Here is a 12,583-nt window from a genome sequence, read left to right on the forward strand (position 1 = left end):
AAAAATCGTAGGGAGGAACAATTATGGAAAAAATAGTTGCAAGTATGGCAGGTAATGTATGGAAAATTGTTAAGAACGAAGGGGATGTTGTTAGCTCTGGAGAGGATGTCGTTATCTTGGAATCAATGAAGATGGAGATCCCGATTCCAGCTGAAGCTGATGGCGTAATCAAAGAATTGAAAGTCGCTGAAGGGGACTTTGTTAATGAAGGAGACGAAATTGCAATTATCGAATAATCAGGGAGAAAAGGGGGCAACGGGATGATTGAAGTTCATATAGAAAATCATGTATCAACCATTACTTTAAATCGACCTGAGGCAGCGAATGCAATGTCCACCGAGTTGTTAAATGAACTAAATCAAGTACTCGATTCAGTTGATGCAAATGAGGAAAGCTTTTGTACGGTTATTACTGGCAAGGGAGAGAAAGCTTTTTGTGCGGGGGCCGATCTTAAAGAACGGAAAACGATGACTGATCGGGAAGTCGTTCAGGCAGTTCGCTATATCGGTAAAACAGTGAACCGAGTTGAAAGCATGCGCATGCCGGTAATTGCAGCACTCAATGGTGTCGCATTTGGTGGTGGTCTTGAGCTGGCTCTTGCTTGTGACCTGCGCATAGCTGCAGAACATGTGAAGCTTGGGCTTACAGAGACATCATTAGCAATTATTCCAGGAGCGGGCGGGACACAGCGATTGCCGCGCTTAATTGGGTCCGGCAAGGCAAAGCGTCTCATCTATACCGCTCAATCAATTACTGCCCATGAAGCGGAAAAGCTCGGTATTTTAGATGAGGTAGTTTCGAGCTCGGAATTAATAAACGAGTCTAGGGAAATTGCGGAAAGAATTACTGCCAATGGTCCAGTAGCTTTGGAACAGGCAAAGCTTGCAATTAATCGTGGGGCGGAAACGGATCTCGTAACAGGACTTGAAATCGAGCATCTTGCTTATCAGAAAACGATACCGACTCAGGACCGGAAAGAAGGCTTGCAAGCATTCAGTGAAAAGCGGAAACCGATTTATAAAGGGGAATAATAGTTGGGGGGAGGACTAGAACATGTCATTTATTGAGGAACTAGAACAACGGGTAGAAACGATTAAACAAGGTGGGAAAGAAAAATATCACCTAGCAAACACAGAAAAGGGGAAATTGTTTGTACGGAAACGTTTAGAGCTTTTATTTGATGAAGATTTAGATATAGAAGATGCTTTTTTCGCCAACTGTATGGCCGGAGATTTACCTTCTGATGGAGTAGTTACAGGGATTGGCAAAATCAATGGTCAAAATGTTTGTGTGATGGCCAATGATTCGACTGTTAAGGCTGGATCATGGGGGAAACGGACCGTTGAGAAAATACTTCGGATTCAAGAAACAGCACTTAACTTGGAAATTCCGATTATTTACCTTGTTGATTCCGCCGGTGCAAGAATCACCGACCAAATCGAGATGTTCCCTGGTAGAAGAGGGGCGGGCAGGATATTCCATAACCAAATAAAACTATCTGGAAGGGTGCCACAGCTTTGTTTATTATTCGGCCCATCTGCAGCAGGAGGAGCATATATTCCAGCTTTTTGTGACGTTGTAGTAATGGTCGAAGGTAATGCATCGATGTACCTTGGCTCGCCGAGAATGGCGGAGAAGGTAATCGGTGAAAAAGTGTCTTTAGAGGAAATGGGTGGTGCAAGAATGCATTGTACCGTTTCCGGTGTCGGTGACGTCCTTGTGAAAACGGAAGAAGAAGCAATAGCTTATGCAAGAAAATATCTTGGCTATTTCCCGCCGAACTTTAGGAATAAGCCTCCTGAGTCAGCTCAGAAAGCTGTGAAAGCGTCGGATAAGACGATAACAGAAATTGTTCCGGAAAATCAGAATGCGGCTTTTAATATGATTGAATTAATTGAACAGGTAATCGATGAAGACAGTTTAGTTGAAGTAAAGAAAGAATTTGCAAAAGAATTGATTACCGGCTTAGCGCGGATTAATGGCCGAAGTGTAGGGATTATTGCGAATCAGCCTCGTGTAAAAGGGGGTGTCCTTTTCACAGATTCCGCGGATAAAGCTGCGAAATTCATCCAGCTTTGTAATGCATTTAATATTCCACTTCTTTTCTTGACAGATGTTCCAGGTTTTATGATTGGTACAAAAGTTGAAAGAGAAGGGATTATCCGTCATGGTGCAAAAATGCTCGCGAGTATGAGTGAAGCTACGGTACCTAAAATTTCTGTTATCGTGAGGAAAGCATACGGTGCAGGTCTATACGCGATGGCAGGACCAGCTTTTGAACCAGACTCGGTACTTGCATTCCCAAATGCCCAAATTGCTGTCATGGGCCCTGAGGCAGCAGTGAATGCGGTACACGCAAAAAGAATCGCTGAGTTGCCTGAGGAAGAAAGAAATGCGTTTATTAAAGAGAAGCAGGACGCCTATAAGGATGAAATTGATATTTATCGTTTAGCATCAGAAATGGTTGTTGATGATATCATTCATCCGGACCGCTTACGGGAAGAGCTTATTAAACGATACGAAATCTATGAAGATAAGAATCTTACCTTCACAGAAAGAAAGCACGGTGTTTATCCAGTCTAATTTTATAGCATTAGAAGAGCCTTGACTGCAAAACAGTTAAGGCTCTCTTTTCTGTGTATTAAAAAAATGGGACAAATGCTCTGACCCTAGTTTTCAATTTACGATAACTTTATTATGTTAACTAAGGGGGAGCGGTAGAAATATAGGTGATTTTTACGTATAATAGATTAAAATCGTTATTTTAAGAGGGGCAGGAGAAAGTATTCATGGTGCAGGTTAATACAGGAACAGAGTTGAACGAAGAACAGCTTGCAGCTCTTTATCAACTGATGCAGGCAAATAATGATGAGGAAAATGCAAAGAAAATATTGGAGTTGTATCAAAAGTTACATGATAAGGAGCTCGTCGTCAGTTTCTCAGGACATTTTTCAGCGGGGAAGTCATCCATGATTAATGCACTGCTTGGAAAGGAAATTTTGCCAAAAAGTCCGATTCCAACGAGTGCAAATATTGTTAAGTTAACATCTGGAGAGGGCTGGGCAAGAGTCTTCTTTACCAAAGGGGATCCTATTGAGTATCAGGAACCTTACGATCTTGATATGATTAAGGCCTATTCAACAGATAAAGATGAAATTAAGCGAATCGAAATCAGTACGAAAGAAGTAATTATACCACATAAAGCAGCGCTAATGGATACACCGGGGATTGATGCTGCGGATGATGCTGACCGCTTAATGACGGAGAGTGCACTTCACTTAGTAGATGTCCTGTTTTATGTCGTGGACTATAATCATGTCCAATCTGAAGTTAATTTGTATTTTCTTCAATCACTACAAGAAAATCAAATCCCATTTTATTTAATAATTAATCAGATTGATAAACATAATGAAAAGGAATTATCATTTGCCAGTTTCAAAGAAAGTATCAGGCAAACCTTTACAGCTTGGAATATTCAACCTGTCGAAGTTTTTTATACATCACTTTATGATCCTTCGCTAACAATCAATGAATTCAACAAGGTAAAAAATACATTGTTTTCCATCCTAGAAAATGAAGGAGACACGCATTTCAATATTCAAGCCTCAGTCAAACAGGTTATGGAGAAGCATAAATCCTTCCTGGAACAGCAGTATGATGAACTAAAGAGCGAAATAGAAATGGATGAAGATGTAGAACAACAGTTGGCTCATATGGAAACTGCTGAGAAACTAATGAGAAATCTTGCGAAAGAGCCAGAAGAATTGGAAGAGACGTTTCAATCGGAATTAAAACAAACATTGCAAAATGCGTATTTAATGCCGAAAGAAGTACGTGATCTTGCTGAAAGTTATCTTGAAGCCGAGCAACCAAGTTTTAAAGTAGGCTTGTTTGGATCCAAGAAGAAAACCGAGGAAGAAAGGGCCAACCGCAGAGAAGAATTTGAGCAATTAATCCAAGAAACAATTCGCTCATCAATTCAATGGAAGCTGAGGGATAAATATGTTCAGCTCCTGAAGGACTATGCACTGACTGATCAAGCGTTAATCGAAGAAGTGAATAATTTCTCAATCAATTATGATCATTCTGATTTTGAAAGGTTATTAAAGCATGGCGCTCAAGTGAACGGGGAGTATGTATTAAATTATACAAATGACGTCGCAAGCGATATTAAAGCTAAATTCAGGCGGCGCTCCTTAGATCTTCTTGAAGTGATCCAGCAAGCACTAGCGGATAAGCATGCTGAAACATTGGCAAAACAAGAAACATCTTCAGAAAATCTTGAAGAAATACGGAAGGTTATCGATAAATACAATAAAATTCAAGCTGAATTGGAAAGCAAGATCAGCGTAATAGATGAAGTATTCGCCTTCCCGCGTGTCGATGAAAGAGAATGGGAACAAACGCTGACTGAAGTAAAGCGGAAAGAAGATAAATTTGTTATCGCCGAGCAGTCTATTTATGAAAAAAATCAGGAAGAAACTAAGACGGAGATAAAAGCAGTAGTGGAAACAGAAGCACAACCTACGAATCTGTCAGCTGAAGAAATGCTGAAACGGATTGAGCAGACAATCACGCTTACGGAGAAAATCCCAGGTTTTACTGATTTAATAACAGATCTTAAAAGAAAGCAAGATAGACTTAAAAATCGAACATTTACGATTGCTCTATTTGGTGCATTCAGTGCTGGTAAGTCATCTTTTTCCAACGCATTGATTGGAGAAAATGTGTTACCTGTTTCACCGAACCCAACGACGGCAACTGTCAACCGCATCCATCCAATAACAGAAGAATACCCGCACGGTACGGTCGTGGTGACAATGAAGCAGGAAGCGAAATTATATGAGGAATTAACCGATATGACGGATAAATTCTCTCCAAAGGGGGATACCCTCGATCGGTTGCTTACATGGATTGATAAGAAGAATATTGCTGAAGATGCCCGTTTAAATAAGATGTACCAAGCTTATATCCGCGCCATGATGAAAGGCTATATTGCCAATAAAGAATATATCGGGAAAAAACGGACAATCCCCTTTGATGAATTTGGCGCCTATGTCGCAGATGAGACGATGGCTTGTTTCGTTGAAGCAATCGATGTCTATTATGATAGCCCCATTACAAGACAAGGTATTAGTTTAGTAGACACTCCTGGTGCAGATTCGGTGAATGCCCGGCACACGAATGTAGCATTCAATTATATTAAACATGCGGACGCTATCCTTTATGTAACGTATTATAATCATGCGTTATCACGCGCCGACCGAGATTTTCTTTTACAACTCGGCCGGGTAAAAGAAGCATTTCAATTGGATAAAATGTTTTTCATTGTTAATGCTGCCGATCTTGCGGAAAGTAAAGAGGAATTACAGCTCGTCACGACTTATGTCACAGACGAATTAACAAAACTTGGGATTCGGAATGCCAGATTATTTCCAGTATCTAGTAAACAGTCGCTTAGTGAGAAGGTAAAACAACTTCCATTAAACGGGCAAATGGAAGCATTTGAAAGCCAATTTTATTCCTTTATTCATCATGACTTAGCTTCATTAACAATTGACAGTGCCTTATGGGATATGAGGCGAGCGTATGAAACAATGGAACACTATATTTCCTCTATCACACTTGATGAAGCAGATAAAGAGCAGCAAAAAGAGCGGATAAAACAAGACCAGACACAAGCCGCTACATATGTTCGCACATATGAAACGGATGTCTATATGCAGCAGCTCGAGCAACGGATTGAGAAGCAGCTCTACTATGTTATAGAGCGACTTAGTATTCGTTATCACGATATGTTTAAGGAAATGTTCAATCCAACAACAATTACTGAAAATGGCAGAAAAGCAACTGCCGAGTTGAGGAATGCGCTAGAGAACTTAATCGAATATATTCAATTTGAACTTAATCAAGAACTTCAAGCCGTATCTTTAAGGATGGAACGCCATACATTACGATTGGCAAATGAGGTATACCAGGCAATGCATAAAAGAAATAAGGAGATTAATTCACTATTTGCTTTACCGGACCAGTTTGATTATGAATTATATACACCGGATTATGAGGAGAAAATGCCAGCTATACAAATGAAACTCTTCCAGCCTATTATTGGAAAATATAAAGGAACAAAAGCATTTTTCGTACAAAATGAAAAAGAAACAATGAAAGAAGAACTGTATCAAATGCTTTTACCATCAATTGAAAAGTTTATCCAAGCAAATCAAGAGAGGATGGTTTCAGGTTACAAAGAGCAGTGGCAAGAACTAATCAAGGTGATGAAAGAGTCAACCATCCAACGACTGGAGCAACAAGTTTCTAATTACTTCACGATATTAGCAGCACCAGCAGAACTTCCAAGATTAGGTGAAACACTAGAACAGTTGGAAAAACTCATAATGGAAGAAAAGGTAGGAGTAGATATATAAATGGAAAAGAATAAGATTTTATTAGTAGACGGAATGGCATTGTTATTTAGAGGATTTTTCGCTACTGCCTTCCGAGGAAACTTTATGAAAACAAGTGAAGGAATACCAACAAATGGAATTTATCAATTTTTACGGTATTTCCTTGATGCAGTTGACATGTATGAACCGAGCCACGTAATTTGTTGCTGGGACATGGGGAGCAAAACGTTCCGTAATGAAATTTATCCAGATTATAAAGCAAACCGCGAGGCACCTCCGGAAGAGCTTGTACCACAATTCGACTTAATTAAAGAAGTCGTCGAAGCTTTCAACATCCCAAATGTCGGTCTGGAAAATTATGAAGCAGATGACTGTATTGGTACCCTTGCTCGTCTATTTCAAGCAGATCACGAGATTATTATTCTAACGGGAGATCAGGATATGCTTCAGCTAGTTGATGAGAATATACACGTCTCAATCATGAGAAAAGGACAAGGGAACTATGAATTGTTTACAAGAGAAAACTTCTTTGAGAAAAAAGGGATATATCCACACCAAGTCGTTGATATGAAAGCATTAATGGGAGATAGCGCAGATAATTACCCAGGTGTAAAAGGAATAGGGGAAAAAACGGCGCTTCGATTAATTAAAGAGTATCAATCCATTGAAGGACTTCTAGCTAATACGGATCAATTAACAAAAGGGATCCGTACCAAATTAGAAACCGATCTTGAGATGCTTCACATTTCAAGGGAACTTGCTGAAATTAAATGTGATGTACCCGTCTCTTGTGAGCTGGAAACGGCACAGAAAAGATTTGATCGAACAAAGATTGAACCGAAACTGGAATCGCTCGAATTTAAAAATTTAGACCGGATGCTCGCAATAAGTGCCAAATAGGAGGAAGTCTATGTATTTTCCATCCATAAGAGACAAGTGGATAACTGGCATCGTCTGGATAATTTCGCTACTTGGGATATTATTTCCACTCTTAAAAGGGCAGGTTACAACCATGTTCATTATGTTCGGATTAGCTGCATTTCTGCTCTGGTTCTGGTTCCGGACTGGATATAAAATAGAAGGGGACAAGATAAAAATCTATTATGGCCCGATTCGGCAGACTGTTCATATCCCGGACATTAAATTAATTGCTTTGTCAAAAATGCCGCTTAACTCTCCGGCACTATCCTTAAAACGAATACAAATATCTTGTAGTAAACTTGACGTAGTTGCTATATCGCCGGAAAATAGGGATCAATTCATCTCTATGCTCTTAGATATAAGACCGGAGATTCCGGTTGATGACCGATTGCTTCCAAAAAATAAATAAAAATACAGCCTCGTACAAAAATGTATGAGGCTGTTTTCTATGCTTATTCTTTGATATAAGGTAGATGCCTTGCGTATCGATTGTTAAATCTTTTACGTATTTTATCAACGCCCAGAAGGCACTCTTGTGGTGAATATAAAGCGCTGGAGCAGATTCCATTGTATACACCGTCCATAATTTCCTGTCTGTTATTTGCCATAGCGAACAAAAAATAAGAATATTATAATTTACTTACTGCTTCTTTTATATCTTCTGCTCTCGTTACAGCGGATATGAAAGAAACACCATCAGCTCCAGCTTTTAATACTGAGCTCGCATTTGTTGTATTAATCCCACCGATTCCGACTATCGGAAACTCAGGGAATTCTGCACGCAAGAAACGGATCCAATCCAACCCGACACTAGATTTTGCATCCACTTTCGTTGTAGTAAGGAACACTGGACCAGCACCTATATAATCAATATATTCTAGCGCACTATTATTTAATTCGTCCTGATTTGAAACAGATAATCCAATGATTTTATTAGGAAACATCTCCCGTAATTCTTTCACCGATTGATCATCTTGCCCGACATGTATCCCATCTGCATCTAATTTGTCTACTAATTCTACATCATCATTAACAATAAATGGAATTTGATGTACGCTACAAACTGCCTGCAATTCTTTTCCTAACTTAATTTTACTATCTCCTGAAAGGGAGCCTGGACCTTTTTCCCGAAATTGGAAAATTGTAATTCCAGCTTGTATAGCTTGCTCCAGAACAGCAACGGGATTACCTTTAACATTTTGACTACCCATAATGAAATATTTCCTTAAGCTTAATGGATTAAATGATGACATCGTTACTCCACCTCAGTTGTCGTTAAATTATTTGTATGGATACGCGGTGCCCAATGATTCGTCGGTCCGCTACCAGCTCCTAAGTCCAAAGAATACTTGATCGCGAGCGTTACATAATGTTTTGCCTGTTTAACCGCAATGTTAAGAGGGAGGCCTTGGCTTAGATTAGCAGTTATCGCTGCTGCATACGTACAACCTGTACCATGTGTATTATTTGTATTTATTCGGGGAGCCGAAAAGCTATGGATCCTTGAACCATCATAAAGGAAATCAACCGCATCGCCTTCGCGGTGACCGCCTTTAACTAGTGCAGCTTTCGCGCCAAAATTTTTCACAAGCATTTCGGCAGCCTGCTTCATGTCCTCATCGGTTTCAACTTTTTCACCTATTAGATATTCTGTTTCTGGAATATTTGGAGTTACAATTGTTGTAAGCGGAAGCAAATTCTTCCGCAGATAATTACGGGAATCGCGTTCAATCAATGTGTCACCGCTTGTGGCAACCATGACCGGGTCCATAACATAAGGTGCATCCAAATGCTTTATTTTATTATAAATCAATTTCATCATATCCTGATTGGCAATCATCCCTGTTTTAAATGCATGGATAGGCATATCAGAAATAATCGAGTCTAGTTGCTGTTCGATCATTTCTAGAGAGACGTGGGAAACAGCTTGAACACCTGTCGTGTTTTGGGACACGATGGAGGTGATAACCGACATCCCATAAGTTTTCAATTCCTGAAACGTTTTCAGATCGGCGTGAATTCCAGCACCGCCGCTCGGGTCCGTACCCGCTATCGTTAGAGCACATGCAACATTCTTCATTGAACATTCTCCTTCATCAACTTACTTATTTTAATTTTTTATTAAGCCCTTGGTGGAAACTTTAGATACGACGAGCAGTCCAAGAATTGCTCCAGATATACTGCTTACAAGGAATGGGGGGATGAAAACAAATGCACCGGCCGATGTTCCCATAAATACATAAGCAAATGGCACTGCAAATAATGCACCAATAACCCCACTGCCAATTCCTTCACCTAATGCGGCGAGTGATTGCTTCTTGGTTTTCTTATACAGGAACCCTGCAAGAAAAGCACCGACCATTGCACCTGGGAAAGCTAATAAAGTTCCTAACCCGAGCATATTGCGTAATAGACTGATCATGAAGGCAATAATGACTGCCGGACCAGGTCCCAAGGTGACAGCGGCTATGACATTAATCGCATGCTGTACTGGATAAGCGCGGGCTACACCGGCGGGAAACCAGATTAATTGTGCGCTGATTGTTCCAATTGCGATAAAGACGGCCATCGTCGTGATGAGACGAGTTTTATTCATACTTGACCTCCAATCTTAAGGGGAAAATCAACCAATAAAAAAGCCAAGTCATGATTAGACCTGGCTTCACAAGAAAATAGTTATGAGAACAATCTCACTACTTCCCTACGCTGGCATTAACCAGATCAGGTCGATAAGAGTCGGAAACACACTTTCCTCTCAGCCCAGTTAGGGCACCCCTAGTAGTTTCATATTATTTAGTTCGAATCTAGCATAGCAAAAGTTTTCATAAATGTCACATGTTTTGAAAAAGGTAAGGGTGCAGTGTATCACCCGGATACTTTTGATCTTAAGAAATATCTGCAACAGCACAGGACATGGCGGCAATGTGCGAAAGCTGTTAAATAAAAAGACGGGCAGCTAAACATAAAGGTTTTAGCTGTCCGCTTATTAATCAATCGCCCCAAAGTTGACAATTGTCACATCGATATCAAATTCTATTTTGGCATCTTGATATTTTTCCATCCATTCCTTGTTAGTCGTCTTACTTCCTTTTCTTGAAGTGATATACTTTCTCCCAAGACCCAATGCATCTGAGTTTACTTCTTGAAGTTTCGCGAATAGGTTTTCATATTCTCTTACAAAGTATTTCTCTATATCACGTTCGAATTTCCGAGAAGTATCTTCTGATTTAATGTCCATTGGGATTGAGGTTTCTAATAATTCCAGTTTCATTGTGATATCTGCCTTAAACGCTAACGAATCAGAGTCGACAATTTTTATTTTCCCTTTACCTGTATTAAGCATTAAAGAAAGATAAATCGAATCTTCAATTTCTGACGGTTCTCCTTTATAAGCAATTATCTCGTCCAGATAATTTTCACGAGGGACGCCTACATCAATTGGGGTTCCTCTCAAACGCTGTCTCAATAAATTAGCCATGAATGATTCTTTTACTGATATGCTAGCAACATACTGGTCTGCCCGAAAAGCGGCTGCACCAGTTAGTGTAGGTTTACCATCCACTACGTCTATTACTGGAAGTATCGGATCAATGCCGACTTGTTGCACTAATCGCGTGAAAAACTGTAAGGTAATTCGTGGTAAAGTACCCTTTTCGACCTCTTTACTTATTAAGTCTTGTAAATACTCTGTTCGATTTAATTCTACACTTTGTTGCTCTATTTCAAGAATTTCTCTTGCAGTTTGATTGGTTACGGCTAGCTGCATAATTTCAGAAACAGTTGCATCACGAACTTGTGTATTTAGAAAGGGAAGAATGCCTGATTCAGCTGCTTCTTTTCCATAAAATTCTATACTGATTTTTCCGGGGACTAATGGATAGGGCGATTGTTTTTCAGCTTCTGAACGGGCCTCTTTAATCGTACGGCCCCTTCCAATCAACAAACTTGTCATTTCCGGAGCATGCGGATCAAAAATATAAGGAACGAGTGTCGTTTCAATCATTCTTTTTTCCCCTTCATCTATTAGATCAACTCCACGTGAATTAATGATTGCCAACTTCTCAATTTGCGTCGTTTCCAGACAAGCCTGCAGAAATACAATAAATATGAATAACGGTATTAACTTAGCAGTTCGCATGTATTCACCCTCCTTATTTCTTCCGTATTTTTTTCTTTAAAAGAACGAGTGGCAAAAGAAGGAAGGGATAAATATATACAATCCCATAGGATACCCTGCTAACATTATCAATCAAACGCTGAATGATAAAATGCTCATTAAAAAAAGGGATCAGAATTAGAAGGATACTTGCACTTGTGTAAACACTAATTTCGTTCGAAAGATTATAAATACGTTTCGCTATATAACTTATGCACCACATAAGAAGAATCACTTTTGGCATCGCAACCATCATCCATTCTGCAATGACAACGTAGTCCAACCGCTCGATGATAGGAGAGGTTTGAATTTTAAACAAGTTTAATACAACCCAAATTCTTCTTTCCAATTGAGCTGGACTTAAAAATCCAATCGCTATGTTTGTAGAAAGAAGGACGAGGAAAGTGAAATAGGATAGTCCTAAGAAAACAGGCTTACCAATCTTTTTTTTATTTGCTACAAAGGGATAGATAAAAAACAAGATTTCAAATCCTGTAAATGTATAAGACGCAGCAATTGTGCCTCGTAAAATATCCATTATATCTTTATCCATCACAGGCAGAAAGTTGAGAAAATCCATTTGTCGAATTGGTTGAATTAATAAAACAAATAACCAAGAAGAGAACATAAAGAAGAGAAAGGTGACGCCAACAACTGCTTTTAGACCGCCAAATACCGTATAGATAGCAATAATAAGAAGCATACATCCCAGCACGAATGCATTACTATCCGGTAAAACAAAAACCTTAATAATCTCGATATAGGTTACGAGTGTGGATAAGATATAGAATATAAAATAAAGGATGTATACCGTTCCGAGCACTTTTGAAATAAAACAGCCAAATAGGTCGGCCTGAACGCCGAGGATATCCGTATTTTCATATTGCCTCAATATATATAACATGACAAAAAGGAGCAGGGCAATATAGAGGTAGGCAATGAGTATCGAAATCCATGCGTCATGCCCTGCTTCCATAAAGACAATTCGTGGGATTCCAATCAATCCAACACCCAGCTGCATGGAGGCAATAATAAAAAGCATATAGAAAGAACGGAATTGTTCACCTTTTGGTATTTGAAGATTAATTTTCATATACAATCC

General features: G+C 39.4%; 11 protein-coding genes and 1 riboswitch. Of the genes, 6 read left to right on the forward strand and 5 right to left on the reverse strand.

What is annotated here, in order from left to right:
- Window positions 1–23: 23 nt before the first annotated feature.
- From WKU33_RS04335 to WKU33_RS04360, 6 genes are all read left to right on the forward strand, one after another.
- Window positions 24–236 carry an acetyl-CoA carboxylase biotin carboxyl carrier protein subunit gene (locus WKU33_RS04335; RefSeq protein ID WP_188857442.1) on the forward strand — a complete coding sequence of 71 codons (213 nt, stop codon included), beginning with the start codon at window positions 24–26 and terminating at the stop codon, window positions 234–236.
- Window positions 237–260: 24 nt separating this feature from the next.
- Window positions 261–1,031 (forward strand): enoyl-CoA hydratase, encoded by a 771-nt coding sequence (locus tag WKU33_RS04340; protein WP_336251676.1) that lies wholly within the window; start codon window positions 261–263, stop codon window positions 1,029–1,031.
- 22 nt (window positions 1,032–1,053) lie between these two features.
- The gene (locus tag WKU33_RS04345; protein WP_156856494.1) at window positions 1,054–2,583 is read left to right on the forward strand and encodes an acyl-CoA carboxylase subunit beta; all 1,530 of its coding nucleotides are present in this window, start codon (window positions 1,054–1,056) and stop codon (window positions 2,581–2,583) included.
- Between the two features lie 206 nt (window positions 2,584–2,789).
- Window positions 2,790–6,425, forward strand: a complete 3,636-nt coding sequence (locus tag WKU33_RS04350; protein ID WP_340453406.1) for a dynamin family protein — start codon at window positions 2,790–2,792, stop codon at window positions 6,423–6,425.
- Entirely contained in the window at window positions 6,426–7,304 is an 879-nt protein-coding gene (locus tag WKU33_RS04355) for a 5'-3' exonuclease (protein ID WP_340453408.1), read from the forward strand. It begins immediately after the preceding gene.
- A gap of 10 nt (window positions 7,305–7,314) precedes the next feature.
- Window positions 7,315–7,734 (forward strand): PH domain-containing protein, encoded by a 420-nt coding sequence (locus tag WKU33_RS04360; protein ID WP_156856497.1) that lies wholly within the window; start codon window positions 7,315–7,317, stop codon window positions 7,732–7,734.
- A gap of 220 nt (window positions 7,735–7,954) precedes the next feature.
- On the opposite strand, the gene thiE is transcribed toward WKU33_RS04360, so the two are convergent.
- The 5 genes from thiE to WKU33_RS04385 all read right to left on the reverse strand — a co-directional run bounded on the left by thiE (window position 7,955) and on the right by WKU33_RS04385 (window position 12,574).
- Window positions 7,955–8,578, reverse strand: coding sequence for a thiamine phosphate synthase (gene thiE, locus WKU33_RS04365; protein ID WP_340453411.1), 624 nt, complete (start codon window positions 8,576–8,578; stop codon window positions 7,955–7,957).
- A 2-nt stretch (window positions 8,579–8,580) separates the two neighbouring features.
- Window positions 8,581–9,405: a bifunctional hydroxymethylpyrimidine kinase/phosphomethylpyrimidine kinase gene (thiD, locus tag WKU33_RS04370; protein ID WP_188857278.1), complete on the reverse strand. Its 825-nt coding sequence runs from the start codon at window positions 9,403–9,405 to the stop codon at window positions 8,581–8,583.
- Window positions 9,406–9,435: 30 nt separating this feature from the next.
- Window positions 9,436–9,921, reverse strand: a complete 486-nt coding sequence (gene thiW / locus WKU33_RS04375; protein WP_340453414.1) for an energy coupling factor transporter S component ThiW — start codon at window positions 9,919–9,921, stop codon at window positions 9,436–9,438.
- Window positions 9,922–10,006: 85 nt separating this feature from the next.
- Window positions 10,007–10,112: riboswitch (TPP riboswitch) on the reverse strand.
- 199 nt (window positions 10,113–10,311) lie between these two features.
- Complete coding sequence (locus WKU33_RS04380) at window positions 10,312–11,463, reverse strand: Ger(x)C family spore germination protein (protein ID WP_336251564.1); 1,152 nt, start codon at window positions 11,461–11,463, stop codon at window positions 10,312–10,314.
- A 13-nt stretch (window positions 11,464–11,476) separates the two neighbouring features.
- Window positions 11,477–12,574, reverse strand: a complete 1,098-nt coding sequence (locus tag WKU33_RS04385; RefSeq protein WP_156856502.1) for a GerAB/ArcD/ProY family transporter — start codon at window positions 12,572–12,574, stop codon at window positions 11,477–11,479.
- Window positions 12,575–12,583 lie beyond the last annotated feature (9 nt).

It is taken from the genome of Oceanobacillus sp. HCA-5259, from assembly GCF_037892815.1.
In the GTDB taxonomy this organism is placed as follows: Bacteria; Bacillota; Bacilli; order Bacillales; family Amphibacillaceae; genus Oceanobacillus; species Oceanobacillus indicireducens.